Annotated in this window: 21 protein-coding genes; 12 read left to right on the top strand and 9 right to left on the bottom strand. The window is 58.2% G+C overall.

The window, feature by feature from the left end:
- Positions 1 to 333 precede the first annotated feature (333 nt).
- Together AB6803_RS00345 and AB6803_RS00340 are read left to right on the top strand one after the other, a co-directional pair.
- Complete coding sequence (locus tag AB6803_RS00345) at positions 334 to 1,635, top strand: tetratricopeptide repeat protein (RefSeq protein ID WP_371107677.1); 1,302 nt, start codon at positions 334 to 336, stop codon at positions 1,633 to 1,635.
- Between the two features lie 11 nt (positions 1,636 to 1,646).
- Entirely contained in the window at positions 1,647 to 2,012 is a 366-nt protein-coding gene (locus AB6803_RS00340) for a hypothetical protein (protein ID WP_371106988.1), read from the top strand.
- Positions 2,013 to 2,146: 134 nt separating this feature from the next.
- Here AB6803_RS00340 and AB6803_RS00335 read toward each other — a convergent pair whose 3' ends face one another.
- Together AB6803_RS00335 and AB6803_RS00330 are read right to left on the bottom strand one after the other, a co-directional pair.
- The gene (locus AB6803_RS00335; protein WP_371106987.1) at positions 2,147 to 4,603 is read right to left on the bottom strand and encodes a glycoside hydrolase family 3 C-terminal domain-containing protein; all 2,457 of its coding nucleotides are present in this window, start codon (positions 4,601 to 4,603) and stop codon (positions 2,147 to 2,149) included.
- 74 nt (positions 4,604 to 4,677) lie between these two features.
- Positions 4,678 to 5,961, bottom strand: a complete 1,284-nt coding sequence (locus AB6803_RS00330; protein ID WP_371106986.1) for an MFS transporter — start codon at positions 5,959 to 5,961, stop codon at positions 4,678 to 4,680.
- Between the two features lie 126 nt (positions 5,962 to 6,087).
- Between AB6803_RS00330 and AB6803_RS00325 the strand changes: the two genes are divergently transcribed.
- Positions 6,088 to 6,738: a TetR/AcrR family transcriptional regulator gene (locus AB6803_RS00325; RefSeq protein WP_371106985.1), complete on the top strand. Its 651-nt coding sequence runs from the start codon at positions 6,088 to 6,090 to the stop codon at positions 6,736 to 6,738.
- 28 nt (positions 6,739 to 6,766) lie between these two features.
- Here the strand turns inward: AB6803_RS00325 and AB6803_RS00320 are convergent, their stop codons facing one another.
- Complete coding sequence (locus tag AB6803_RS00320; RefSeq protein ID WP_371106984.1) at positions 6,767 to 7,822, bottom strand: AraC family transcriptional regulator; 1,056 nt, start codon at positions 7,820 to 7,822, stop codon at positions 6,767 to 6,769.
- A 120-nt stretch (positions 7,823 to 7,942) separates the two neighbouring features.
- On the opposite strand from AB6803_RS00320, the gene AB6803_RS00315 reads away from it, so the two are divergent.
- The 4 genes from AB6803_RS00315 to AB6803_RS00300 all read left to right on the top strand — a co-directional run bounded on the left by AB6803_RS00315 (position 7,943) and on the right by AB6803_RS00300 (position 13,108).
- Positions 7,943 to 9,388 carry an APC family permease gene (locus AB6803_RS00315; RefSeq protein WP_371106983.1) on the top strand — a complete coding sequence of 482 codons (1,446 nt, stop codon included), beginning with the start codon at positions 7,943 to 7,945 and terminating at the stop codon, positions 9,386 to 9,388.
- Positions 9,385 to 9,570, top strand: coding sequence for a hypothetical protein (locus AB6803_RS00310; RefSeq protein WP_371106982.1), 186 nt, complete (start codon positions 9,385 to 9,387; stop codon positions 9,568 to 9,570). Before AB6803_RS00315 ends, AB6803_RS00310 begins: the two co-directional genes overlap by 4 nt.
- A 72-nt stretch (positions 9,571 to 9,642) precedes the next feature.
- Complete coding sequence (locus AB6803_RS00305) at positions 9,643 to 11,628, top strand: primary-amine oxidase (RefSeq protein WP_371106981.1); 1,986 nt, start codon at positions 9,643 to 9,645, stop codon at positions 11,626 to 11,628.
- Positions 11,629 to 11,890: 262 nt separating this feature from the next.
- Positions 11,891 to 13,108, top strand: a complete 1,218-nt coding sequence (locus tag AB6803_RS00300; protein ID WP_371106980.1) for a glycosyltransferase family 4 protein — start codon at positions 11,891 to 11,893, stop codon at positions 13,106 to 13,108.
- A 153-nt stretch (positions 13,109 to 13,261) separates the two neighbouring features.
- On the opposite strand, the gene AB6803_RS00295 is transcribed toward AB6803_RS00300, so the two are convergent.
- The 5 genes from AB6803_RS00295 to asnB are packed head-to-tail and all read right to left on the bottom strand — an operon-like array spanning position 13,262 to position 19,108.
- Positions 13,262 to 14,266, bottom strand: a complete 1,005-nt coding sequence (locus tag AB6803_RS00295) for a thioesterase domain-containing protein (RefSeq protein ID WP_371106979.1) — start codon at positions 14,264 to 14,266, stop codon at positions 13,262 to 13,264.
- Positions 14,267 to 14,286: 20 nt separating this feature from the next.
- Positions 14,287 to 15,285: an NAD(+) synthase gene (gene nadE / locus AB6803_RS00290; RefSeq protein WP_371106978.1), complete on the bottom strand. Its 999-nt coding sequence runs from the start codon at positions 15,283 to 15,285 to the stop codon at positions 14,287 to 14,289.
- Positions 15,282 to 16,835: a class I adenylate-forming enzyme family protein gene (locus tag AB6803_RS00285; RefSeq protein ID WP_371106977.1), complete on the bottom strand. Its 1,554-nt coding sequence runs from the start codon at positions 16,833 to 16,835 to the stop codon at positions 15,282 to 15,284. Before AB6803_RS00285 ends, nadE begins: the two co-directional genes overlap by 4 nt.
- 21 nt (positions 16,836 to 16,856) lie before the next feature.
- The gene (locus AB6803_RS00280; protein ID WP_371106976.1) at positions 16,857 to 17,132 is read right to left on the bottom strand and encodes an acyl carrier protein; all 276 of its coding nucleotides are present in this window, start codon (positions 17,130 to 17,132) and stop codon (positions 16,857 to 16,859) included.
- Between the two features lie 14 nt (positions 17,133 to 17,146).
- Positions 17,147 to 19,108 carry an asparagine synthase (glutamine-hydrolyzing) gene (gene asnB, locus AB6803_RS00275; RefSeq protein WP_371107676.1) on the bottom strand — a complete coding sequence of 654 codons (1,962 nt, stop codon included), beginning with the start codon at positions 19,106 to 19,108 and terminating at the stop codon, positions 17,147 to 17,149.
- A 362-nt stretch (positions 19,109 to 19,470) separates the two neighbouring features.
- On the opposite strand from asnB, the gene AB6803_RS00270 reads away from it, so the two are divergent.
- Complete coding sequence (locus tag AB6803_RS00270; protein WP_371106975.1) at positions 19,471 to 20,130, top strand: class I SAM-dependent methyltransferase; 660 nt, start codon at positions 19,471 to 19,473, stop codon at positions 20,128 to 20,130.
- Between the two features lie 79 nt (positions 20,131 to 20,209).
- Here the strand turns inward: AB6803_RS00270 and AB6803_RS00265 are convergent, their stop codons facing one another.
- Positions 20,210 to 21,094: a LuxR C-terminal-related transcriptional regulator gene (locus tag AB6803_RS00265; RefSeq protein WP_371106974.1), complete on the bottom strand. Its 885-nt coding sequence runs from the start codon at positions 21,092 to 21,094 to the stop codon at positions 20,210 to 20,212.
- A 314-nt stretch (positions 21,095 to 21,408) separates the two neighbouring features.
- Here AB6803_RS00265 and AB6803_RS00260 point away from each other — a divergent pair, with 314 nt between their 5' ends.
- From AB6803_RS00260 to AB6803_RS00245, 4 genes are all read left to right on the top strand, one after another.
- Entirely contained in the window at positions 21,409 to 22,101 is a 693-nt protein-coding gene (locus AB6803_RS00260) for a sugar transferase (RefSeq protein ID WP_371106973.1), read from the top strand.
- A 2-nt stretch (positions 22,102 to 22,103) separates the two neighbouring features.
- On the top strand, positions 22,104 to 22,982 hold the full coding sequence (locus tag AB6803_RS00255; RefSeq protein ID WP_371106972.1) for a glycosyltransferase: 879 nt from the start codon (positions 22,104 to 22,106) through the stop codon (positions 22,980 to 22,982).
- 27 nt (positions 22,983 to 23,009) lie between these two features.
- Positions 23,010 to 24,473, top strand: a complete 1,464-nt coding sequence (locus tag AB6803_RS00250) for a GumC family protein (protein WP_371106971.1) — start codon at positions 23,010 to 23,012, stop codon at positions 24,471 to 24,473.
- A 203-nt stretch (positions 24,474 to 24,676) separates the two neighbouring features.
- The gene (locus AB6803_RS00245) at positions 24,677 to 25,903 is read left to right on the top strand and encodes an O-antigen ligase family protein (RefSeq protein ID WP_371106970.1); all 1,227 of its coding nucleotides are present in this window, start codon (positions 24,677 to 24,679) and stop codon (positions 25,901 to 25,903) included.
- Positions 25,904 to 25,977: the final 74 nt, after the last annotated feature.

Raw genomic sequence — 25,977 nt, 5'->3', positions numbered from 1 at the left:
GCCTGTTGGCGTCTTGGTAGGTTGCATCGCAGAATGCGGGCCATTCGCCTGCATCCAATAGAAGATATCAAAAATCAAACTCGGGCTCGAGAAGAACTCTCTTGCCAAACGACGTGCGGCAATCAATAATTTAGAATTGACTCATGCAGCTCAACTTTTCAGAGTATGCCTCCCGAGACTTCCTTGGCGCGACCAATGAATATCGCCCTTAGATGCTCCTGGTGCCGCAACGAGTCTCGGGACATGGACGGCTGACAGCGGTGCGAGGAAATCGCATTTGGGAGCTGCGTGCGCCTGATATCCGCATGGCAGGGAGGAGCTTCGGTGAAGAAGATGGGTCTCGCGATCCTCGCCTTATGTCTCGCAGCGGCTCCCGCGCTGGCGCAGGAGCAAGCCACGACGGTAGAGCAGGACGAGGCTAATCTATCACGGCTCGAAGGCTATCTCCGGCTCGACCGCAAGAATCCTGTCGCCTACCACAATCGCGGCGTCATCTATTTCCGCCTGGGCCAGTACGACAAGGCGCTCGCCGATCTTACCGAAGCCATCCGCTTCGACCCGAAACGGGCCGAAACCTACAAAGGCCGCGGCAGCGTCTATCTCCAGATGGACGACTTCGCCAGGGCAGTTGCCGATTTCACTTCTGCCATCAAGCTCAAGGGCGACTATGTGCAGGCCTATATTGGGCGTGGATCGGCCTATGCGCTGAACGACCAATATGATCTCGCCCTGGCCGATTTCGACAAGGCCCTGCAAATCGATCCCAACTCCGACGATGCCTATGGCAATCGCGCCGCCATGTTTTTGCGCCAATCGCAATTCGAACGTGCCATTCCCGATTTTGACAGGGCCATTGCACTCGGGCCGCAGAAGCCTGACCACTACCATAATCGCGGCATGACCTATCTCCGTCTTGGCCAATACGACAAGGCGATTGCCGACCTCACCCAGGCCATCGGGCTCGATAACAACCGGGTCGTATCCTACCTCAACCGCGGCGTCGTTTATTACGAGAAGGGTGACTATGCCAATGCGATTCCCGATTTCACCCATGCCATCCAGAACAGCAGCTATGTGCAGGCCTATACCGGACGCGGAGCAGCCTATACCAAGATCGGCCGATACGATCTCGCCATGGCCGATTTCGACAAGGCCTTCCAGATCGCTCCGAATTCCGGCGATGCCTATGGCGGCCGCGGTGTTCTCTTCTCGCTGCAATCTCAGTTCGATCGCGCCATTCCCGATTTCGATCGGGCCATCGCGCTCGATCCCAAGAACGTCGACTTCTACAACGGGCGTGGAGAGACCTTCTTCCGCATGCAGCAATTCGACAAGGCGCTCGCCGACCTCGATAGGGCGGTGACTCTCAATCCGAAGCAGGTCGTGGCGCTTTTCAATCGCGCGAAAGTCTATGTTCAATTGGGCAAGCTTGATGAGGCGATTGTCGATTTCAGCACAGCCATAACATTTAAACCAGACTTTCCAACGGCCTATTACGGCCGGGGAATTGCCCTTGGCCGCAAGGGCGACATCGCCAGGGCCACAGCGGACTTCGAGGAAGCGTTGCGCCTGAAGCCCGACTTTCCCGAGGCAAGACAGGCGCTGCAGATGGTGCAGTCCGGAACCGAATTGTAGAGGACTGCCGGATGTCACGACAACTCCCCAGGAAAAACAACAGCAAGCGGATGCTCGCGTGGCTCGCTATTGTGTTTGCAGGATTGGGGATGCCGACAGCAATGGTTGCCGATGAGCTGTTTGCCGGCATATGGGCACGCTCATGCGCCCATTTGTCGGGAGAGACATACATTTTTCATGACGGCGACCGGCTCAGAATCGTGGACCTTGAATGCAAGATCGTCGGCTGGAAGCAGCGTCAAACCGTCTTCAGTACGGACATGCAATGCACTTTGGATGGCGTTGAACGACCCGAACAGATCACGGTTGCCACAGAGGGCGACAAGCTACGCGTCACGATGGGAGATCGCACGCAGTTGCTGCAACACTGTCCTTGAAGCGTCGATGCAATCTGCCGAGGCGATCAGCGCGGGGAGGAGTTGAGCTGCAAGGCGACTACGCGACCCGTCGCCACGTGGGATCACATCGCCCGCGATCTGGCAGACGACGCGATCCCTATGACATACCGGGTTTATCGCTCCATCACATGATCGACCGGCAAGTGAATACTTACGCTTGCCCGGATATCGGTGGCGCTTGCGGCAACGATCAGCTCGTATTCTCCGGCATCCGCCCGGAAACGACCGGCCTCGACATCGAAGTAAGCCAGATCGCGAGGAGCGATCTTCAGCACCGCCGTACCGGTCGCGCCCGGCTCCAGTTTGAGCTTTGCAAAGGCACGCAGCTCCTTGAATGGTCGCTCGACCCTGGCGTTGGGAGAGTGAACATAGAGCTGCACCACATCCGACCCCGCTCTGTCGCCGATATTGGTGACATCGACTGTCAGCGTAAGACCATCCGGCCCCATTGCGGTTCCGGATAGTTGGGGGGCACCCCAGGTAAAGCGCGTATAGCCGAGACCGAAGCCGAAGGGGAAGAGTGGTTCGATCTCTCTTGTATCGTGATGCCGATAGCCGACGAAAATCCCTTCAGCATAGCGGACATGGCCGTCTTGTCCGGGGTAGATCGTCGCATCACCGGTAATGGCCGAGTTGTCGGCAAGTGCCTTCGGGAAGGTCTGCGGCAGGCGTCCCGAAGGCTCGACATCCCCGAAGAGGACATCCGCGAGCGCATTGCCCAGCTCCTGGCCGGGATACCAGATCTGCAGCACCGCCCGAACCTTGCTGAGCCAGGGCATCTCGACTGGTCCCCCGGTCTGTAGCACCACGATCACATTCGGATTGACTCCGGCAACCCTCTCGATCAGTTCCTCCTGCCGGCCGGGAAGACGCATGTCGGGCAGGTCGAGGCCTTCCGTATCCCACTCGCCGTCACGGCCGACGAGCAGCAGGACCATGTCGGATTTGCGGGCGGTTTCGACGGCTTCCGCTATTCCGGCATCGCCAAGGGGCCTTTCGATCCCGAAACGAAGCGCGCATATGTTGATGCCATCAAGGCTCGCCTTCGGCGCTTCATACTCGACGACAATCCGATAGCGGCGGCCAGCTTCGAGGACTTTGGGCCGGCGCTGTTCGTCATTCGCGGTCCCGAAAAAATTCTCGCCCTTCGTCCAGCCTTCATAGCCGTCGACGATGAGCTCGCCATCGACGAAGAGTCGGGCAAGACCGGCATTGGTCATGCCGAAGACATGTTCGCCGCTCTCCTCGGGCACGAAGATTCCCGTCATCCGGGCGGAAAAATCGGTGATATCGAGGGCTTCGGCCGGAAGATCGAACCAGAAGAATTCACCCTTGTCTCCCGCGTCGACATGAACCGGCTGTCCCTGGCAACCGCGCCCCTTGAAATATTCTACTGTCATCTCAGCGCTGAAAAGATCGACCAGCCGGTTGTTGGCGGAGCCGACCGCATGGCGGATGCTGTTGGCGTTGGAGAGCGCCGCCCGAATGCCTTCCAGCGGGCTCACCGTATAATGCGCGGCAATCCGCGCGCTGCCGCCGCCCATGACGCGGGCGGAGGCCGCATTCGGCCCGATGACGGCGATCTGATCGACGGAGGACTTTGCAAGCGGCAGAACACCGTCGTTCTTCAGGAGCACGGCGCCCTCCGCACCGAGCTGGCGGATCAGTGCACGATCCTGCGGCAGGTCCAGCGCATGCTCGCTGAGATCCGGGGCTTTTTCAAAGGCACCGACGCTCTCGAGAAGCTGAAGGATGCGCCGTGCCGAAGCGAGCACGGTCTCGGCCTTTACCTTGCCTTCCCGGACCGCCGCAACCAGCTTTTCGCCGCGATCCCGCGCAGGACCAGGCATTTCCAGATCCAGCCCGGCATCGATGGTCTCGGCCGTCGAGTGCGAACCGAACCAGTCGGACATAACAACGCCGTCAAAGCCCCACTCCTCGCGCAGCACTTTCGTCAGCAGCCAGGGGTTTTCACTCGTATAGGTGCCGTTCAGTCTGTTGTAGGAGGACATGACGGCTTTCACACCGGCCTTCTTCACCGCCTCCTCGAAGGGCGGCAGATAGATTTCACGCAGCGTCCGCTCGTCGACATCGGACGACATCGTCTGCCGCTCGATCTCGGACTCGTTGGCGACGAAGTGCTTGATCGTTGCCGCCACGCCCTGGCTCTGCACGCCCTTGATATAGGCGACGGCGCAGGCGGCCGTCAGCGCCGGATCTTCCGAATAGCATTCGAAGTTACGGCCGTTGAGGCCGGAACGGTGGATGTTAACGGTCGGCGCAAGAAGCACCGACGCCCCCTTGCTCTTGGCCTGCCCGCCGAGCGCCACGCCGGCGCGCTCGATAAGCGCCGGATCCCACGTCGCTCCAAGCGCGATCGCCACCGGGAAGCAGGCAGACTTAACGCCGCCGACCAGCGACCCACCGCCGCGTGCGCCATTGGGGCCGTCGGTGACCTTGATCTTCGGCACACCGAGCCGCTCGATTGCAACGGTCGTCCAGAAATCGGCGCCTGAGAGCAGCGACACCTGCTCCTCCAGTGTCATCTTGTCGAGAATATCGTCGATCATAGGGAATCCTCTCATCTTAACCCGGTCCTGTCTGGACCATCAGGCAGGCGTTGCCGCCCGAAATATTGATCTTGTCAGCGCGCGCCGCGAACCGGCACGATCGCCAGCGCGCCAAGGAAGGCGCTGACCGCCGCCACAGCATAGAGCAGCGTGTAATTCTGTCCCGAGCCGATAGCGAGCACGATCGGCGCGATGGCCGGCGCGATCGATTGCGGAACCGCATTGGCGATGTTGAGCACGCCGAGGTTCTTTGCCGCATTCGTTTCGCGATCCGGCAGAATATCTACCACCAGCGCTTGGTCCACGGCATAATACACGCCGAAGCCGACCGAGGAGATGGCGACGCCAACGAAGAACATGGTGAGGCCTGGCGCCATCATGATCACGGCGATACCGAGCGCATAGGTGGCGGCAGCAGCGAAAACGAAGGGTTTGCGGCGTCCTGTCCGGTCGGAAAGATAGCCGGAGATGATCGAGGAGGCGACGACGCAGCAGGTGGTGATCAGGATCGAGAAGAACATGGTCTGACCGATGCCGGCCTCGGCGACGCCGAGCTGGTCGGTGAGATAATAGACCTGATAGGAGGTCAGCACCGCAAAGCCGAAGAACACCAGGAAGCGGCTGAGCCAGGCATAGCCGAAGTCGCGATACTTGACCGGATTGACCCAGAAGCTCGCAGCCAATTCACCCAACAGGTTGCCTGTAGGCGCCGGCTCGTTATCGGTCGGACGATCATTCAGCAGCAGGGCGAAGCCGATAATCGTGACGAGACCGATCGCGGTCGGCACCAGGAACATGGCATTGCTGCCCGTTCCCGTCAGCGACACGACGGCGCTGCCGATCAGCAAGGCGACATAGACCGACATGCCGGCAAGCGCCGATATCATGCCCCGCTGCCGTTCCGGCACCTGATCGGGCACAACGGCGACCAGAGCCGCGAGCATCGCGTTGTAGGCCACCTGCACGGCGCACCAGGCAATGCCGATCACCAGCAGGCTCGACGAATAGGCGATCACGAGCTGGGCGAGACTGCCCATGATGACGCCGCCGATGAGCCATGGCCTGCGCCGGCCGAAGCGGGAACGCGTGCGGTCGGAAAGCTGCCCGAATATCGGATTGGCAAACAGTGCAAACAGCGCGCCGCTGCCCAGAATCGCGCCGAGGCTGGCGCCCTTACCGACCGGATCGAGCGCGCTCACGCGTATGGCTAGGGTGACGGCGATCGGCGTCATCACGGCAATGAAGAAGCCGAGATTGGCAAGCGCAAAACCGGCGATAAACGGAATGCTGACAGCCTTGCTCGGAGCACCCGTTTGATGGGCACGCGTATTGCCGAGGCTGGCATGTACGATGGTCATGAGATATCCTCCACTCTTAAACCTACTGAGTAATCGGTCTGTTTAAAGAGTCAAGAGATGTGTGCCGACAGGTTGGCCGGAGCATGCAAATCGCTGTAGAACGGAACGAAATCGGGGGAAGAGAGAATGACCGTCGGACCGGGCACCGAAACTCAAGGCGAAGGTATACGGCGGAGAAACTCCGCCAAGGGCGCTTCGCGGCGTGAGGCGATCCTTGCCGCTGCCATGCACCGCTTCTCCAAGGAAGGTTACCAGAGTGCCGCGATCGCAGATGTCGCCAAGGATGCCGGCCTCTCCCTTCCCGGCCTGCTGCATCATTTTCCGACCAAGGTGGATCTGCTGCTGGCGATCCTCGACAAGCGGGACCTTGAGAGTTCGGCCGCAATCGACAAGGACCAGGCGAATTGGCACGCTTTCCTGCTCGGCCTGATCCAGGTCGCGAAATACAACACCGGCATTCCGGAGGTCGTCCGCGCCTTTGCGATCCTCAATGCCGAAAGCCTGACGCAGAATCATCCGGCTAAGGTCTGGTTCGGCAATCGTGCGCAACAACTGCAAGCGAATATCGCGGCGAAGCTCGAAGACGGCGTCCTGCGGGGCGAAGTGAAGCGGGATGTCGACTGTCCGGCGATCGCCGCCGAGGTGATCGCCATGATGGACGGCCTGCAGATGCTATGGCTGCGCGATCCGACCTCCTTCGACATGGTCGGCGCCATCGCCGGCTATATCGAGCGGTTGATACAGGACCTTCAGGCTTCACCGCCAATACGGGCCTAGCCTCTGCCGATGCCGGCATAAAAAGAGCTCAGGACGACCGCAGACGTTCCCCCTCCGCCGCCATCATCGATGGCGACAAGCCGGTCCAGCCTTTGAACGCCCGCCAGAACACCGTGCTGTCCGCATAGCCCAAAGTGTCGGCGAGGCGGGAATAGCCCGATGTGCCGGCCCTGAGATAGAGCTGCGCGATCCCCGCACGATATTCTCGCACGAGGGCGCGGACCGACGTGTTCTCTTCGCTGAGGCGCCGTTGCAGGGTCCGGACCGAAAGCTTCAGCTCCGCGGCAACGGCTGCGATGGTGATCGGCTTGTGGCCGAGATAGATGGCGATCACCGACAGCACCTTTTCCCGCACGCTGTCCTGATCGGCATTGCCAGAGGAGAGATCGCCGATATGGCGCTCAAGAATGGTGGTCAGATCACGATCTTCGTTGCGATAATGGCGGTCGGCGTCTGTCTTTAACATGACGATCCGGTTGCTGGACTGCGAAAAGAGAAGCGGCGCGCGAAAAATCCTCTGCAACGGCTCCCGGTCGCGGGGCGCCGCATGCTCGAAGTGGATTTCGACGGGCCGCCAGGATGCACTGAAGGAACTGCGGACGAGTTGGCAGGATGCCGCAAGGGAATATTCCGTATCCTGATGGCGCGGCCATAGCTGCGGATCTTCCAATTTATAGCTCCAGATCAGATGATCGCCTTCCTCGATCAGGCCGGCGCGCGTGACGCCCTGTAGCGCGACGACGTGTTTCGACAGGCGCTGAAAGGCGGAGCGGATGGTCGAGGAAGCGGAAAACAAGATGCCCAGCGGACCGATATCGGCCGGTTTGAACGAGATACCGAGCCGTGCGCCAAGCGTCGGCTCACGCAGGATTTCGGCTGCCTCTTCGAAGATGGCAACGTAACGCGCCAAGGGTACAAAAGCATAGGGATCGTCGAACTGCGACCGCAAAACCCCGTGACAGGCAAGCAGAACGTCGGTTTTGCCGTGTTTTTTATCCAGTTCCTGCACCAGAGGGACCAGCACGGAGGCGCGAATTGCGGCAATCGCGGGAGGGCGCCTGCTGAAATCGGATGCACCTGCCATTCAATTCACCTTCATGGCGCCGCGTGGCGCGGTTTATCGAAACTATGGCGTATCCTGCAATTCTTGGACCAGACCGAAATCCCTAGCCTGAGCTGATAAAAGCTAAAAAGAGGGGTTCTCATGTCTGTCGAAACGAGCATGCCCAATCAACCATCAAGCCGGCTTCAGAAGAATTCGATCGGCCTTCTTCACATCGTCTTCTTCGTCGTCGCGGCGGCAGCGCCGCTGACGGCAGTGGTCGGCGCATCACCCGCCGCCTTCGCATTCGGCAACGGCGCGGGCGTCCCCGGCGCCTTCATGCTGTCCGGATTGCTCTACCTGATCTTCAGCGTCGGCTTTACGGCCATGAGCCGTTATGTCGGCGGTGCAGGCGCCTTCTACACCTATATCGCCCAGGGCATCGGCAAACCGGCCGGCGTCGGCGGCGCGATGATGGCGATCGTCACCTATAGCGCCGTCCAGATCGCGATCTACGCACTGTTCGGCGTCTTTGTCGGCGGGGCTCTCGCGCCGCTCGGCATGACGGCGCCATGGTGGGTCTATTCCTTTGCAGCGATCGTCATCGTGACCCTGTGCGGGCAGCGAAACATCGCCTTCAGTGGTCATATTCTCGGCGTCTGCATGATCGCCGAGATCGCCATCCTGCTGCTGCTCGATATCGGCATCGTCTTTTCCGGCGGCGGACCGGAAGGCATGGGTTTGACCGCCTTTGCACCCTCCACGGTGCTTGGACCGGGTCTCGGTGTGGCGCTCGTCTTCGTCATCGGTTCCTTCATCGGTTTCGAAGCAACGGCGATCTTCGCCGAAGAGGCCGAGACGCCGGAAAAGACCATTCCGCGCGCGACCTATGTCGCGGTGCTGCTGATCACCGTCTTCTACGCATTCTCCACCTGGGCGATCGTGCAATATTACGGGCCGTCGAAGGTTTCGGGGGCAGCCCAAGCCGGCCTCGACACCTTCTTCTTCAACGCCGCCGGCGCCGTGCTGGGCAGTTGGTCGGTGCAGGTGATGAACATCCTGCTGATCACCAGCCTGTTTGCCTGCGTGCTGTCGTTCCACAACACGATCAACCGCTATTTCTTCGCACTTGGTCGCGAGGGGATCGTGCTCCAAGTCCTCGGCACGGTGCACACCAAGCATGGATCGCCCTATATTGCCGGCCTCGTGCAAAGTGCCATTGCGGCCGTCATCCTGGCGGGCTTCGTCATCGGCGGACAGGATCCCTATGCGGTAGTCTTCTCGTGGATGGCGGCGCTCGCGACGATCGGCATTCTCGCCGTACAGGTACTCGTCTGCGTCGCCATCATCCTCTTCTTCCGCAAGGCGAAGAGCGGCTTGAGCCTCTGGAAGACCCTGATCGCTCCTGCGATCAGCCTGCTTGGCCTTCTCAGTGCACTCGGGCTCGTCAGCGCCAACCTGTCGCTGCTCTCCGGCTCGGAAAGCCTGATCGTCGCATCCTTCCCCTATCTCATTGCGCTTGTCGGCCTGTTGGGCGCTGCGTTCGCAGTCTGGCTGAAGTCTAGCCGCCCTACCCTCTACGCTTCGCTCGGGAAGGTCTTCGAATGATGCAGGCTCTTCTTCCCTCCTTCGATGATCGCGGGTTTTCCGCGGTCATCGCCACCACCGTGATCGCAATGCTCTTTGCAGCGTTCGTTCACTTCCACCTCCTCTGTGGCATTGTCTGCCTTCATGGCGAAGACGCGATGATGCCTGCCGATATCTGCCACGCCGCCACGGCTGGCCGTTGAGTGCAGCCGTGGGCTGCCATCATCCCAACACCCAAGCCGACATCGCCGCGTTTATTCAGAAAGGACAGTTTCATGGACGCTCAGGTTTCCGTCACCCATCCACTCGATCCATTGAGCCTCGTCGAAATCGAGGAAGCAGTGCTGATCGTCAGGGGGGAGCGCAAGCTCGGACCGCAATGCCGCTTTCCGATCGTCCGGCTGGAGGAGCCGACGAAGGTGGATATCGCCGGCTGGAAATCCGGCGCCGCGCTTCCCCGTCTCGCTTTCGTGCTGGTGCTCGACACCCTGTCCGGCGAGGTCACTGAAGCGATTGTCGACCTCAGTCGCAAGCGAGTGCACAACTTCGAGCGCCTGCCACTCGATCGGGCACCTTACGGTCAGCCGCCGGTCATGATCGAAGAATTCATGCGCTGCGAGGAGATCGTCAAGAACGATCCGGCCTGGCGCGCCGCGGTCAAGCGCCGCGGGATCACGGAAGAGGACATTCCCCTTGTCCAGATCGATCCCTTTTCCTCGGGCTATTTCGGCCGTGACTTCGAGAAGGGCAAGCGCATCGTCCGTGCCGTCAGCTATTGGCGCGAGGATATTCGTGACAACGGTTACGCCCACCCGATCGAGGGCATCGTCGCCGTGGTCGATCTGATCAGCAACAAGGTTGTCGACCTCGTCGATGACGAAAGGGCGCCGCCGGTTCCGAAGAAAAAGCGAAACTATGGCCGCGAGGCCTTTCCGGAGACGCGCAAGGACGTCAAGCCGCTCAACATCGTCCAGCCGGACGGTCCAAGCTTCAGTGTCGACGGCTGGAAGGTCGAATGGCAGAACTGGAGCTTCCGCGTCGGTTTCACGCCGCGCGAAGGGCTTGTGCTGCACGAACTGGCGATCAACGACAAGGGTCGGCTGCGGCCGATCATCTTCCGCGCCAGTGTCACGGAAATGGTGGTCCCCTATGCCGATCCGACCGCGAACCATTATTGGAAGAGCGCTTTCGACGCCGGCGAATATGGCCTCGGCCGGCTGGCGAACTCGCTGGAACTCGGCTGCGACTGCCTGGGGCAAATCCACTATTTCGATATCCCTGCGGCAGACGACCTCGGCCAGCCCTTCGTCATGAAGAATGCCGTCTGCATGCACGAGGAAGATTACGGCATCCTCTGGAAGCACTATGAGTTCCGCAACGACATTTTCGAAGTGCGCCGCTCGCGCCGCCTGGTGATCAGCTTCTTCGCCACGGTCGGAAACTACGATTACGGCTTCTACTGGTATCTCTATCAGGACGGCACCATCCAGCTGGAGGCCAAGCTGACCGGCATCATCCAGACGGCGGCGGTCGCGCCCGGCGAGACCTATCCATGGGGCGGCATGGTCGACGAGAACCTTGGCGGCCCGACCCATCAGCATTTTTTCAACGCACGCCTGCACATGGATGTCGACGGCGGCGGCAACACGGTGAGCGAGCACGAATTCGTGCCGCGTCCCTGGGGTAAGGACAACCCCTATGGCAACGTCTTCGACACGACGACGAAGGTGCTGGCCCGCGAATTGGATTCGCCTGCCGTCGCCGACGGCATCACCGGCAAATACTGGAAAGTCAGCAATCCGAACGAGAAAAACAGCGTCGGCCGTGCCCCCGGCTACAAGGTCGCCGTCATGCCGAGCCCGCTGATGCTGGCACAGGAAGGTTCGACCGTTCGCGAGCGCGGCGGCTTTGCCACCAAGCATATCTGGGTCACGGCCTTCGATCCCAAGGAGAAATATGCAAGCGGCGACTATCCGAACGTCCATGCAGGCGGCGACGGATTGCCGAACTATGTGAAGCAGAACCGGCCGATCGAAAACGCAGATGTCGTCCTGTGGCACTCCTTCGGCCATACGCATGTCTGCAAGCCCGAGGACTTTCCCATCATGCCGGTCGAATATGCGGGCTTCACGCTGAAGCCGAACGGCTTCTTTGGCGAAAATATCGCGATGAACCTGCCGGCCGACACGAACCACCACAGCATCGACAACCGGCAACCATCATCTCCGGAAGAAGGGCAGGCCTGTTGCCACGGGAAATGACCGGCCTTGCCCCCTGACAGATCCTGATCCGCGTCACCATTCCTGAACCGAAGGAGCCCGCCCGAAATCCGTTTGTTGCGAAGCGTCAGCGATGATCCTCATCGCTGACGACCGACGATTTCATTACCATTGCCGACTATGGCCAAGCTGTTAAATTCAGAATAACATGACGGCATCTTGATAATTTTATCAATGTAGCGCTAAATTCTTCTCGAGCTGTTCTCTATATCGAAAACGAAATTTTTGGATTTAAAGAATAAATATGAGTTGGATCGGCACATATTTAGGCTCTGCGGAGGGGTTTACCGCTCACGTTCGCAAGATTTTTGGCAGATCATTGCGTGGTGTCCAAATTCATTCTTCGTCAGGACGGTTACAAGGTGGAGATGCTCTTAGGACTGAGCGCCGGCTCCTTTATATTTGTGGCTTTGCGCCACATCCCAATTCGAGCTCCTCGGGACAGAAGATTGCCTTTGCGAAAATCGAGGAATTTTCCAAGTCCTTCGCCAGGATCGATGTTTTATATTTTATCAACGAGCTGGAAGAACTTGACGCTGGTCGCGCTTTGCCCCCGTGGCCCGCCAACGTTGGCGAGAAGATCCCGATGCGCATCACAAGGGGTATGCGAGTCGCAGCTGGTCTGCTGATGCCGCATTTGCCGATGTTCGTGTCGGTTCGTCGGCTTGCGGCAGGACGGGAAATCGCGCGACGCCTTTCTGATCCTACCTATACCGATTTCTACAGCGATTTCTCCCAAGGCTCGGCCGTGCTGTCACGTCGCCAGTTGACCCGGTTCACCGTTCGGCAGCATGACGTAGTGTCAAAGCTCTATGGACGGCAGGCTGACAATGCCGGCGGGCTTAAGAAACTCTTCTACCGGATGGAAAAAGTAAAGACCCAAGCATGGGAGCACGGTGTGTGGACCAGCGCCGCCGAGATTGAAACTCTCTCCGAGGAAGACGCGGCACTTATCCGTTATGCACACCCGTCCACGCCGGTGAAATGCGTGCCGCCAACGACGACCGTGGCGCTCAACCCTCAAATGCGCACTGCGACCACGATCGTGCCCGGACGCATGATTTTCTTCGGAAACATGTCACGGCAGGAAAACATCGACGCTGTCATCTGGATGGCACGCGATATCCTGCCGCAAATTCATCAGCGCAATCCGGAAGCCCATCTTTGGATCATCGGCGCTCATCCGTCGGACGAGGTATTGGCCCTGTCAGGGCCATCGATTCATGTGACAGGCTTCATAGAATCTCCGATGGAGCTATTTGCTCAGGCAGAGGTCGCCGTCGTTCCCCTGCGGCTCGGCTCAGGCGTCAAGATCAAGGTGATCGAGACGATCGCAGCCGGCATTCCAACAATTACGACACCGGTTGGTGCGGAGGGCATCCCTCCGCATAGCTTACTGACGGTTGTCGGATCGGCAGTGGAATTCGCAGAGAGTGTGTGCGGTGCTTTCGCCCGAGAATGAGACTGCGAAATCGTCGTCAGCAAAGAGGTTGTGGGCCAAGTTATATGCTCCCCGCGCCGATAAGCATTGCAACAACAAAACAAACAGCATCGCCGGCATAGACGATATGGGGGCGATGCAATGTCAGTATTTGCACACTATCCTAGCTCGAAGTTACGTCCGATGGACGACAGCGAGATTTAGCCTATCCTGATATGCTAGTGTTTGTGATGAAACATACAGCGGACCGTGCAGAACCGTGGTGAGATTTGCCGCCAGTTCGCTGGCATGCTCCGACAGACATGTTAAATGATGGCCCGACAGCTGGACATGACGAAAGCTGCTGGCCAGGTGCAGCCACTGGGTTCCATCATAAAGCCCGCATCGCCGCCCACCGTGATCGAGCCCCGTCGAAAGAACAACGATCGGAGTTGTCGTTGGCGGTGGCAGATAGGATGCGGTGGCGGCCAGATAAACACTGCGCAGCGCCGCGTTCGTCTCCCGGATACGACGCTCCTCAATTCCCGCCAGATCGGCGTTCTTGGCGGCGTGCTTCAAGTGGTGCGTCGCAAGATCGCGCATCAGCCGCACGATATCGCCCGGCGGCAGACGGACGGTTCGGCCGATATTCCAGAACGTGTTCATCAGATGGCCGAACGATTTCTGCACCGCCAGCGAGCGCTTTTCTACCGTTGTAAGAGTCGCGGCGATGGCTCGGTGTAAACGCCGATAGTTAGGCCACGTATTCAGCGACGGTGGCTCGATCATCAAGATGAGTTCGACCTCGCGGCCCTGTTCCTTGAGCAACCTGGCGCATTCGTAGGCGACCAGCGCCCCGTTGCAATAGCCGCTAAGCCTGTAGGGCCCGGCAGGGCAGAAGGCGAGAATGTCTTTGAGACGCTCCTTTGCCATCCATTCGATACTTGGACGCAATCCCGAATCGTCAAGTCCGTGCGGCGCGAAGGCCGCAATGGGATAGCTGCACTCGGCAGCTAGACGGCGAACATAAAATCCGCCCATCTCGAAATCGCCATGCAGGAAGATAAGCGGATTGCCCGCCATTTCGGTATTGTAGAGCTTGAGCGTTTCGCTTTCCTCCGCACACGCCTTGCGCCAAAATCTCAACTTTTCAAGACGACGGCCCCTGATGTCGTCCTTTGTCCTGTTTTCGTCATTCATGACTTCCCCCGTCACCCACCTTAGAATACGGGCTGCACCAGCAGCGGTGGCAGGTGCAATGGCCGCGTGGCCTTTCTCTTGGAATGGATATCCTGCCACACGCGCTCCACCTGATCGGTCGTCAACTGCGTGGCCTTGGCTGTTTCCTCTACTCCGAGCCCCTCGTTCAGAGCATGGAGACACAGATCCATGCGGTCGTAGGGCAGGGCGAAATAAAACTCCTCCTGAGTTTGAGTAAGCGACCATGTATCGGTTGTCGGCGGTCTACGGCAGACCTCTTCCGGCACGCCAAGATACTCGGCGATCTGATAGACCTGCGATTTATACAGATGTGCGATCGGCTTCAGGTCGGCTGCTCCATCGCCATTCTTCACGAAGAAGCCCTGATCGTATTCTAGCCGGTTCGGTGTTCCCAGGACCGCATAGTTCAGGCGATCTGCGTGATAGTATTCCATCTGCTTGCGGGTTCGCTGCTTCATGTTGGTGGCGGCAACAATGCCGAGATAGACGGAAGCCGGCATGCGGTGCCGCGTCTGCGACCCATCCGGAGCCTGAAGCACGAGCGTCGAGAGGGCATATCCTTCGCCGGCTAGCGGACTGGAGATCACCACCTTGCAAGACCAACCCGAACCATAGGCGGGTTCGACTTGCCGGATAAAGTCGTCGCGCCGCTGGTAACAGCCCATCGCAGCAAGAGCAGGCCCAATATCCTCGATCGCTCCTTCCAGTGAGAAGGTCTTAGCGACCGCTTGCCCAAGCGAGAGACTTTCCGGGTCGGAATCATTTTCCGGCATGAAGATAGCAAAGACGTTGTGTGCGTCGAGCGCATAGGCGGCAAGAGCCGCGCAGACACTGGAATCCACGCCTCCAGACAAACCTATGACAAGCCCTCGACGGCGCATCTTGTTGCGCACCTGATCGCGCATCGCCTGCGCAATGCGATCGACCTCGGCCGCGGCGTCTATGCGCAAAGCGTCCGAGGACAGCGGGCTATGGATGGAGAGAGGACCTAGGTTCATTCTGCCAGCTCCATTGAATGTTCGAATTCTTCTGCAGCGAGCCTGCGGCTCACCTTTCCAGTATCGGTCTTGGGCAATTCCGCGCGGAAAGAGACGGAACGCGGCACCATGAAATCCTCAAGATTTCTCTGGCAGTGGCGAATAACCATCTGCTCGTTCAGAGAAGGATCGGAGGCAACGACGACGGCGTGAATCGCCTGCCCCAGAATCGGATCCCGCCTGCCGAAGACGACGACTTCCACCACACCCGGACAGGCGTGAATGGCAGCCTCGACTTCCTTGGGCGCAACCTTCTCGCCGCGTGTCTTGATGATGTCGTCCTTACGACCGACGAAATAGAGGAACCCATCGGCGTCGGCTCGAAACAGGTCGCCAGTGTAAAGAACGCGCTCCCACGGATTTGGCCCGCGTCGCAGCACCTTCGCGGTTGCCTCCTCATTCTCCCAATAGCCCTGCATGACGTGCGGGCCACGAATGACGAGTTCTCCCACGACACCGTGCGCGACCTTTCGGCCCTGATCGTCCACCACATAGGCCTGTGTATTCGGTATGGCGACGCCGACCGAGCCAGGACGAACATCAAGTTGCGACGGCGGCAGCCAGGTGCAACGCTTGCATTCGGTCAAACCGTACATCGAAAATAGCAGCACATTCGGAAACAGCGTCCGCAGACGCTCGATGTGCTCGGGCGGAAGCGCAGCAGCAGTGTTGGTGATATAGCGAAGCGCCGGCAGAGAACCGGGAACTATATCCCTCATGTTCAGTATCAACGCGGCCATGGTTGGAACCAGCGGGAACCCCGTGACCTTCTCCCGACGCATGGTATCGAAAATGGCTTGAGGGAAGGCGAAGGATTTCTCCAGAACGATAGTTGCGCCGACCTTCGTCGCCATCAAGATCTGATAAAGCCCATAGTCGAAGGCGATCGGCAGAACATTCAGGATCACATCGTCAGCGGTATTCCTCAGATAGGCGGTGATCGATGTCGCTGCCGCTTCGATATTTCGATGCGTCATCATCACGCCCTTTGGCCGTCCCGTCGAGCCTGAGGTGTAGATCAGCATCGCCAGATCCATGTCGATCCCGACATGGCCCACCGGTCGTGCCGCTCCGGCGATACTGTCTGAAAAGCGCGAAGCGCCAAGCAGAAGCGATCCAGGATCTCCTGATATGATCGCCACCTCCACATCGGTTTCTTGCGCTAGAGCCTCTTCGAGAACGCCGGCCAGTCTTGCCTGCGTAATCACCGCGCGCGCGCGGCAATTGCGCAGCATAAATGCCAGCTTGTCCGCCTTGGTCGAAGGATTGACCGGACTGAAGACACCCCCTGCTTTCAGAACGGCAAAGATCGAAACAACCGCTTCCCAGCAGTTGTCCATGAAGATCATCGTACGATCCCCCGGCCGCAGACCCTTGATCTGCAGATCGGACGCCAGATGATCTGAAAGCGCGTCAAGATCGGTGAAACTCAGGCTCATGTCCTTTGTCACAAGAGCCAACTTGTCTCCCCATCGTCTGGCGCTGTATCGCAGGAAATTCTCGACGCGCATTGTTTCCTCCCATCCGTGTTTTCAGGCTACCGCTGCAATTGGATCGGTTGCCGATCTCTTGCTGGCGATGAAAGCTGCGACCTTGGAAATCGAGTCGAAGTTCGCTGGCAGGATTTCCGCATCGCCGACGGTGATGCCGAAGCTATCTTCGACAAAAGTGACCAGCTCGAGAATGCCGGTGGAATCGATGATGTCGTTGTCGATCAACGACGCATCGTCGGCGATCGTCCTTGTCGTGTCTCCGAACAGAAAGCTCTCGACGACAAAGGCCCGGATTTGCTCTTTCAGCGGAATCATAGTGTTTTCTCCCTTCAGATCACGGCTGTCATTTCACGATCGCCCCTATCCCCGGCCGATCGCGTTACGAATGTTTCATTCCATAGCTGCGTCGACAGAATGCCGACGAAGGCCGTATTGTCCCGAAAGCCGTCGGTTTGCCGCCTGCATTTCGCGAGCAGTTTTTCGGCCGCCGCCGGATTGAACAAACCTGTTTCCTGCAGCGCCCGCGGCGAAAACAGGCGTTCGACATAGGCCGGCTCCTGCCCGCCAAAGAACGAACGGCTGTCGGGTGCGCGGTAAGGCTGCTTGGTCCGGTTTCCGATCGATGGCGGCAAAAGGCCCGCTGTCGCCCTGCGCAGGATATGCTTTTCGACGAAACCCTTGAGCTTCATTCCCGGAGAAATCCGCGAGGCGAACTCCACCAGGCGATGATCCAGGAATGGAAACCGCCCTTCGACGCCATGGGCCATCGACATGCGATCGCCTTGGCTGGACAGGATATAGTCAGGGAGCAGGAACTTCGTTTCCAAGTACTGCGCCCGGTGCTGCGGATGCCAACGCGCAAAATCCCTAGGTAGTCGGGAAAGCACCTCATCGGTCGCGTCATAACCAGCAAGCCTTGCCTTGAGGTCGCAGGAAAAGAAGATTTTCGCTGCCGCCGTGCTGCGATACCGTGGACGGTGCGAGAACAATGGATCGTCTAAATTGGCACTGCCAGCACCGAAAAAGGCGGCAAGTGCTTCCGGCGTCTGCTGGCTCAAGCCGGGTAAATAAGGATAGAGCCGCCGGAACAGAAGCGGTCTGCGGGACGAGGCCGGTTGTCTGGCGCAGAAGCTGCGAACGCGGGCTTCCTTGAAAATATCGTAACCCGCGAAAACCTCATCCGCACCTTCGCCAGTCAGCACGACCTTCATGCCTTCCTCGCGCACATGACGTGACAGGAGATGGAGAGGTGCTGGTGCCGTGCGGATGACAGGTTTCTCCGTTTGGGCGATGACCGAAGAAAAGACGCCGGCTATCTGATCTGGCCCACAGGCAACAGCCGAATGCCGCGTGCCAAGCGCCAGGACCATCTCGTTCTGAAAATGGCTCTCGTCATGCTCAGCGGTGTCGAAGGTTACGGAAAACGTCCTCAGACCCGCTGTCGCATAGGGCTTAGCCAAGGCGCAAATGATCGATGAATCGAGCCCTCCGGACAGATAAGCGCCTACTGGAACATCCGCTCGCATGCGGATCGCAGTCGCGTCGTCGAGCAAGGCAAGCAGTTCTTCCGCGATATCGGCTTCATCGCGCTCATCCCCCTTCTCGTCGGCATCCGGAAACGAAACGTCCCAATACCGGCGTATGGTAACGCCGTTGCCATCAACGATCATGAGATGGCCCGCAGGCAATTCCGAGATGCCTTTGAACATGGTACGCGGAGGGACCGGCGCCCACATGGTGAACACCTGGTCCAACGCGAAAGGATCAATCTCTGCATTGACCCCCGGCACTTTCAGCAGGGCTTTGACCTCGGAGGCGAAGAACAACATCCGCGAATGTTCGACGTAAAAAACCGGACGCACACCCATACGATCGCGCGCGATTAACATACGCTGCCGAGTGGCGTCCCAAATCGCAAAGGCGAAATCGCCGTTCAGCAGATAAACGCAATCGGGACCCATATCCTGATAGAGATGAATGATCACTTCGGTGTCGGACGCAGTCCGGAAGATGTGTCCCTTAGCTTCCAGGGATTGGCGCAATTCAACGTGGTTGAAAATCTCACCGTTGAAACTGATTGAAACGGAGCCGTCGATATTCGACATCGGCTGCTGGCCATCAACCAAACCCACAATGGAGAGACGGCGATGTCCTAATCCAACGCCGATGCTGGTGAATACGCCATCTTCATCGGGACCGCGGTGCTGGAGAGATACCGCCATCCGCTCTAGCAGGCCTACGGCATCAGCCGGCACCATGCCATTTCCGAAATATCCCAGAATGCCGCACATACAAATTCCTCGCTGGAACGAAGGCATTGGAAACGCCGCATGCAACGTTCCCGTCATCCATAAGCTTGTCGGTGCGGACCGGGGGAAGCAATGGAGCAATCGGAGTACCCCGACTGGAAGGAGTAGACATAACAACCCTCAGCCAAAGGTAGGTAGCCCACATGCCCCGGCCCCATCGCCTTTACGCACCTCGCCTCCAATGGGAACATCCGCCCAGCTAAATGCGGGCGAGGCAAAGGGCATGTCGGGCGGCATGCAAGACAGAAGGGATCAGGATCGTGACAGATAATGCGAGAGCAAATGAGACGCGCACGACGAACGTCAAACCTTACTTCACTCGACAGACTGAGGACTTTCCCACGATGGCCACAGAGAAAGAGACCACCGCAACCTTCATGAATCTTGACTTCGAGCTCGGGCCAAATGTTCTGGTGCCGCGCAAAGAGACGGAATTGCTGGGAACGGTTTGCATCGATCGTCTCAGCCAGGGCACCGTTGCCCCAATTGTCGTCGACATGTGTTGCGGTTGTGGCAATCTGGGAATTGTTATCGCAACGAAGATTGATGACGCTCAGGTCTGGTCCTGCGATCTGACGCCGGAGACGATCGACGTGGCTTGGCGTAATGTCATCCGGTTTGGCCTGCAGGACAGGATGAGCGTTGTTCAGGGCGACATGTTCGAAAATATCAGAAGCATCGGGCTGGAAGGTCACGTCGATCTCATCGTCTGCAATCCGCCCTATATTTCGACCAGCCGCCTTGAGGCGGATCGCGCGCATCTCTTGGAGAATGAACCTCGTGAAGCCTTCGACGGCGGCCCATACGGGATTTCGATCCAGCAGCGCCTCATCCGGGAGGCATTCGAATTTCTGAAGCCTGGCGGCTGGCTGGCTTTCGAATTCGGCGAAGGACAGGAGCGACAAGCCGCGGCGCTGCTCACGCGGACACGCGCCTACGCGCCTGTCCAGTTCATTCTCGATCCATCGGGTATTCCGCGCGTCGCGCTTGCTATGAAACTTTAAAGCGATCAGCAGAACTGCCGGATGGATCCGGGAGATTGCGGCATGCATAAACTAGCCGCTTGAGAGCATGCATGCCGCTTTACGTATGCTGGCGGGTCTCGAGAAAATCGGGATCCGCCATTGCCCATATTGCGGCCTGGGTGCGGTTCCTGACGTCAATCTTGCGCAGTATGGTCTTGATATGGACCTTGACGGTACTTTCCGTGATTTCCAGTCGGCGGGCAATCTGCTTGTTCGACTCGCCGCCCATGACCAGCTTTAGGATTGATTTTTCCCTTGGGGAGAGATTGCGAACGCCGTTGACGAGCCTCGTTGTCTGAACTGGCGCCGCAGCCATGCCCGCGTCATGTTCTTGAACGTCAAAAACATCCGGGCAGATGATCGCGTCACCCAGCGCAAGTTGTTTTTGCGCAAATGATTTCGCATCGTCGAGCGCCAGAAGTCGTAAGTCGGGCTTGTCAGCCGGTAACGCGGGCGTTCGCGGGTCCTGCCGGCCGCCCGCGTTGGAAACGGTCCAGCCCGAGATCACCGAACATTCCTCAGAGATCAACTGCAAAGCTTTCACAAAACTCTCCGACGAGAGGCCTTTATGAAGATAGCCTTTCGCACCCCGGTCAAGGATGGCCGTCGCCTCGTCGTGGTTATAAGCATCGGCAAGCACGACGACGCGCACCTTTGGATTGATCGACAGCACGGCTGTCACAAAATCCAGAATGGCCACATTGGCAACCGTGCCAATCACGCACACTGCAAGAGGCTCCATCCTCGGCAAGTCACGGAGATCCTCCAGAGTTTCCCCCATCCCCACCACATTAAAAGACGACGACCCGAGAATAAGTCGAGTACCCTCCCGGAATAACCAGCTAGAATCAAATATATAAGCCGGGCTGAGCATAAAAATACCCCCCTTCCCCGACAAGAAAGATGCATAACCCCAATTTTCGATCTTATTGGCGCTCGTCATGCAACGATTACGCGCATATAAATTAATAAATACTTTATTTACCTTGTCAAATACTTTCGTAAAACTAAAACATCATCTATCCTCGTAATAGTCGATATTTCACAAAATAAAGTGTCATTATATTGTAATTATACATCTTTTCCCAAAGACTTATATTCAAATAATAACTCGTATTAGTTTGTTCGAACAATAGTCATTGGAGTTACCTCCTCTGTTTCCTTGCAAACCTTGCGCCACAAATGATGTGCTCTGCCTGAGGAAACACGGATCGGCTGACAATCTCGGCCGTAACCAGACCCGAAGAGGAGCATCCCGTGAACCAACCGCCGAAACTCAGCCAAAACATCAGATCGCTTCGGCCAATGCCGGCAGTGAGATATGTGCGGCAACAAGGAGCGTTCAACGCATATGTTAAGCGGGCATTTGATGTCTGCGCCTCGCTTGTCCTGCTCTTAGTCACCGCTCCGCTGTTCGCCGTTATCGGCCTGCTGGTCGCGCTTGATGGTGGTCCGATCATCTATAGGCATGCGCGCGTCGGCAAGGGCCTCATGCCGTTCGATTGTCTGAAGTTCCGCACGATGATGCTCGATGCAGACGGCTGCCTGCAGGAATATTTGTCGTACCACCCGCAGGCCAAGGCCGAATGGGTTCGCGACCAGAAACTCGTGTTTGATCCGCGCGTTACGCCGACGGGGAAATTTCTGCGAGCAACCAGCCTCGATGAACTTCCACAGTTGATCAATGTCCTACGAGGAGACATGAGCCTTGTCGGACCACGCCCCGTTACCAGTGCGGAGCTCAGCCACTACAACTGGCATGTCAGCGAATACGCCAGCGTGCTGCCTGGCATTACCGGCCTATGGCAAGTCAGCGGGCGCAATGATCTCAGCTATGAGCGACGTGTCGAACTCGATTGCAAGTATGTGCTGCAGCATACACTCTTCATGGACTTCAAAATTCTCATGCGGACTGTAGGTGTTCTTTTGTCCCGCAAGGGAGCGCGATAGCCATGAAGAACGTCGTTATGTCCGATGCTGCTGCCTTCGATGGTGGCACCCGTTCAGAAATAGCCGGTGTATCGGTTCTCATGGCAACCTATGCGCGGGAAGAGGCCAGTAATCTCTATGCGAGTCTTGAAAGCCTACGTATCCAGACGCGCCCGGCGGATCAGATCGTACTCGTTATTGACGGTGCGATCGACGAAGCTCAGGAAAAAGTAATCGCGACTTTTGCTGCGTTGAATGCGCCATGGGAATTCACGGTGCTGCGGCTGCAACAGAATGGGGGGCTCGCCCGCGCACTGAATGCCGGGCTTGGCGTCTGCTCCCGTTCGGTGATCATGCGCATGGACAGCGACGATATCTGTCTTCCCGACCGGATCCAGGTTGAGGTCGAATTTCTTGAAACCCACCCCGAGATCGGCCTCGTCGCAAGCTGGGCCGAGGAATTCTATCACGAGAACCCCAAATCGACGCGCCTGCGCGTGGCACCCACGGCTCATGATGCTGTTGTGCAGGCTCTGCGCTGGCGCAACATCATCGTTCATCCGTCGGTGGCGATCAGAGCACACTTCCTGCGCTCGGCCGAAGGCTACAATTCGAAATTCGGCCTTCTGGAAGATTATGACCTCTGGATACGACTGGTGCTGGCCGGGGTACGTTTTCATGTCATTCCAAAGGTCCTGATCAAGTCGCGAACAGGAATAGGATTGAACGAACGCCGCGGAGGTTGGCGCTACGTCACCAACGAGGTGCGTTTCAGGCTGCATTTCCTGAAGGCAGGCTTTCTGTCCTTCAACCAGTTTCTGGTGGTCACGACACTCTACACCGGCTTCCGCATGATCTCCGGATCCCTACGCGGCAGAATGTATGCCTTTGTTCGCAACTGAGACAATTGAAGGAGGCAATGAAACGCAATGACAAAACAAAATGCAGCCGATCCTGTTTCATCGATCACGCTTGTCGCTCCCGCGACGGAGAGCCATCCGTGCAGCCCCGACGCAATCCAGGACGCGCCGGCAGACCAGGAACCTCGCTATTCACTTGGCCGGTTTCTGCTTGGAGGAACGGCTGTCATTGCAATCGCACTGTTTGCCTGGCCGATGCTCCCACGCGTCTATGAATCGACGGCAACCCTGGTGCTGCGTCCGACCGATAACGAAGGCCAGACCGACTTTGCCCAGGCCATGCGGCAGCCTCTGGACGAAAACTCTATCATTTCAGCTCTCGACGCCTTCAATTCTGTAGACCTTGCCCAAAACGTGATCGACGCCAACCAACTCGCCATGGACGACGAGTTCAAGGTGAAGCAGGGACTGGCCAGCAAGGTTCATAGTGTGATCATCAGCATGCTGGGCAGTATTCTGCCGCAAACCTTGGCACGCGACACGCCTTTGCCCGCTCCGAAGGATATGATGGCTGGCAATGTGTCCTCCGCGGATACGCGAGACGCCGCCAAGCTGAGGAATAATCTCTGGGCCAAGCTGGTCATCAATCGCAACCGTCTGTCCTACACGGTCAATGTCGGCTTTCGCTCAACCGACCCGCTGAAGGCGGCCATGCTGACCAAGTCGCTTGTTTCCGCCTATCTTGACACCCAGGTCAAGCGCAAGGCCGAGAATGTCGAGGGCATGAACAGGGTTCTCGAGGACCATGTGCGCCAGGCCCGCGACCGGGCGAATACATCGGCTGCCGAGATGGAGGCGTTTCTTGAGAAATCGGGCCTTATCGACCAGGGCGCCGAGATCTCGCTCGAGGCCCAGTTGAGTGCCCTTAGTACAGAGCTTGCAACTGCACGAGCGCGCAGCATCGACGCACGGACCCGTGCGGATAGTCTCGAGGTCATGAAGTCGAAAGGCACCTTGGAGAGTGCACCGGAGGTTCTGGCATCACCAACGATACAGCGCCTGAACCAAAGCCTCACTGAAAGCATGTCTCGGCTTGCGGTGATGTCGACGGAATCGCGCAACATTCTGGAGCAGGCTCAGGTTGAGCGCGACCGGATCGTCGCCAGCGTTCGCGTGGAATCCGACAATTGGGCCGAGCGTGAACAACTTCTCTCTGCGGAGATCGACAAGATCCGGCAGGATATGGTCGAGCGACGCAAGGCAGGCCTGCATCTCGATCAATTGCGCCGCGAAGCCGACAACGATGCCCAAGTTCTGGCAGACGCACAAACCCGGCTGAAGACGCGAGCGCCGACACTGGCGGCCCTGAAACCCGATGCGGAGGTTCTCTCGCCGGCAACGGTTCCTATTAGGCCGATCTTCCCGATCCTGCCCCTTTATGCGGCAGGTTCTCTTGGTATGGCGTTTCTTGCAGGCGCCGGCATGAATGCGTCCGCGATCCGTCGCGATGCAAAACGGCTGTTGAAAATATGACTGTATCCGCCCACAGTTCAGCAGTCCGTTGGGCTGAGCCGGGCCTGGTTCTTGCCATCCCCCTTGCTATTGGCTTTACCTGGCTCGGCTTATGCTTCACAACGCCTCAAAATTCGGCTGTGGCTCTGGTGCCTTTCGGCATCATCGGCGCGGCCGGATTCGCTCTGGTTCTTATCGCTTCCGCTCTTGGCAGACGGTGGGCCGTGGCCTCCTTGCTCGTCTTCGCCATTTTCGGCCTGAGCCTCAGTCTGCGCCAGCGCGCATCGGGTGAGACGGGGCTGGATTGGCAGAACGGGCTGAAGCTTGCGGTCTGGATGCTGATACCGCTCGTTTGCCTTGCGAACGTTCAGCGTCTGCTTCCCTATGTCCGCGAGCCAACCATCGTTCTCGGTGCCCTCTACGGCCTGCTGGCGATCGCTTCGGGCATCTGGTCGCTAACACCTGCCTATACAGTGGCCAATGCATTGGGATTCGTCGCCTATCTGATGTTGGCGTGCCTTTGCGTCTCGGTCCTCGGGCTTCAGGGTACATTGCGTTTGGCCACGTTCACCCTTTTGGCTTTCGTCGTGTCGGGACTGGTGGCTGCGATCGTCCTTCCTAATGCGGCTTGGCTGCCTCCATCGGCTTTCGAGGCAGATTTCCGTCTCCGTGGTCTTTCCGGACATCCCAATGTTTTGGGTGAGCAGGCAGCGGTACTGGTGACCTTCGCAATCATCTGCTGTCGCCGTGGAATCCTCAATCGCTGGTTTTTGATCGCAGCGCTGATCGCGGGCTTTGGGGCATTGATCGCGGCCGAAAGCCGTACAAGTGCGGCCGCCGCCATCGCCGCTTGCATCATCATTGAACTGCGTGAAAGGCACTATCTCCGGCCAATGGCTGGCATCGCTCTCGTGGTCGGAGCCATCGCGCTGCCATTTATTGCGATTGGCGGGCTCCCGAGCATGTCGCCGCTCCTGGGCTCCCTGGCACGCTCCGGCTCCGCGACAGAGATTGTGACGCTAACCGGACGCACGGAACTGTGGGCAGTGGCATCCGATCTCATCGCGCGCAAGCCGCTGTTGGGTTGGGGTTTCAACGGCACAGAGGCACTCATGATGGGCAGCGTCGGACGCAACTTTGCCGGCGATCCGGTCAATGCTCACAACATGTATGTTCAGACGCTCCTCTGCATGGGCTTCCTCGGATCACTGCCGGCATTCGCTTTCCTCGGCATAGTGGTTAAACGAATGGTGACGAGGCCCGATGCCGTCCGCGATCAGGTCGTCCTGCTCGTGATGATTATCGGCATTGCTGAAGTCAGCCTGTTTGCCACTCCCGGTCTTCTCACGCTTGCCTTTTTCATCGTGCTCGCCGGTGAGCTCCATTCTTCGTCGCGGTCCGCCACGGTTCACAGTCATATTGCCGCTCCTCAGGAGAACATCAGCTCATGATTTTTGTATTCGCGCGTATTGGTGGATTACTTTATGCCGCCGGAGTGGAAACCGGCCCCTCACGCAAGCCGGAG

This window comes from Rhizobium sp. RCC_161_2 (assembly GCF_041355235.1).
GTDB lineage: Bacteria > Pseudomonadota > Alphaproteobacteria > Rhizobiales > Rhizobiaceae > Rhizobium.
Note: the sequence above shows the minus strand (reverse complement) of the source record. Positions and strands in the feature narration are given on the sequence as shown.

Bases quoted from the DNA above. Each gene is read 5' to 3' on its own strand.
- AB6803_RS00345 (WP_371107677.1), top strand. From the start codon at position 334: ATGGGTCTCGCGATCCTCGCCTTATGTCTCGCAGCGGCTCCCGCGCTG.
- AB6803_RS00340 (WP_371106988.1), top strand. From the start codon at position 1,647: ATGTCACGACAACTCCCCAGGAAAAACAACAGCAAGCGGATGCTCGCG.
- AB6803_RS00335 (WP_371106987.1), bottom strand. From the start codon at position 4,603: ATGATCGACGATATTCTCGACAAGATGACACTGGAGGAGCAGGTGTCG.
- AB6803_RS00330 (WP_371106986.1), bottom strand. From the start codon at position 5,961: ATGACCATCGTACATGCCAGCCTCGGCAATACGCGTGCCCATCAAACG.
- AB6803_RS00325 (WP_371106985.1), top strand. From the start codon at position 6,088: ATGACCGTCGGACCGGGCACCGAAACTCAAGGCGAAGGTATACGGCGG.
- AB6803_RS00320 (WP_371106984.1), bottom strand. From the start codon at position 7,822: ATGGCAGGTGCATCCGATTTCAGCAGGCGCCCTCCCGCGATTGCCGCA.
- AB6803_RS00315 (WP_371106983.1), top strand. From the start codon at position 7,943: ATGTCTGTCGAAACGAGCATGCCCAATCAACCATCAAGCCGGCTTCAG.
- AB6803_RS00310 (WP_371106982.1), top strand. From the start codon at position 9,385: ATGATGCAGGCTCTTCTTCCCTCCTTCGATGATCGCGGGTTTTCCGCG.
- AB6803_RS00305 (WP_371106981.1), top strand. From the start codon at position 9,643: ATGGACGCTCAGGTTTCCGTCACCCATCCACTCGATCCATTGAGCCTC.
- AB6803_RS00300 (WP_371106980.1), top strand. From the start codon at position 11,891: ATGAGTTGGATCGGCACATATTTAGGCTCTGCGGAGGGGTTTACCGCT.
- AB6803_RS00295 (WP_371106979.1), bottom strand. From the start codon at position 14,266: ATGAATGACGAAAACAGGACAAAGGACGACATCAGGGGCCGTCGTCTT.
- nadE (WP_371106978.1), bottom strand. From the start codon at position 15,285: ATGAACCTAGGTCCTCTCTCCATCCATAGCCCGCTGTCCTCGGACGCT.
- AB6803_RS00285 (WP_371106977.1), bottom strand. From the start codon at position 16,835: ATGCGCGTCGAGAATTTCCTGCGATACAGCGCCAGACGATGGGGAGAC.
- AB6803_RS00280 (WP_371106976.1), bottom strand. From the start codon at position 17,132: ATGATTCCGCTGAAAGAGCAAATCCGGGCCTTTGTCGTCGAGAGCTTT.
- asnB (WP_371107676.1), bottom strand. From the start codon at position 19,108: ATGTGCGGCATTCTGGGATATTTCGGAAATGGCATGGTGCCGGCTGAT.
- AB6803_RS00270 (WP_371106975.1), top strand. From the start codon at position 19,471: ATGGCCACAGAGAAAGAGACCACCGCAACCTTCATGAATCTTGACTTC.
- AB6803_RS00265 (WP_371106974.1), bottom strand. From the start codon at position 21,094: ATGACGAGCGCCAATAAGATCGAAAATTGGGGTTATGCATCTTTCTTG.
- AB6803_RS00255 (WP_371106972.1), top strand. From the start codon at position 22,104: ATGAAGAACGTCGTTATGTCCGATGCTGCTGCCTTCGATGGTGGCACC.
- AB6803_RS00250 (WP_371106971.1), top strand. From the start codon at position 23,010: ATGACAAAACAAAATGCAGCCGATCCTGTTTCATCGATCACGCTTGTC.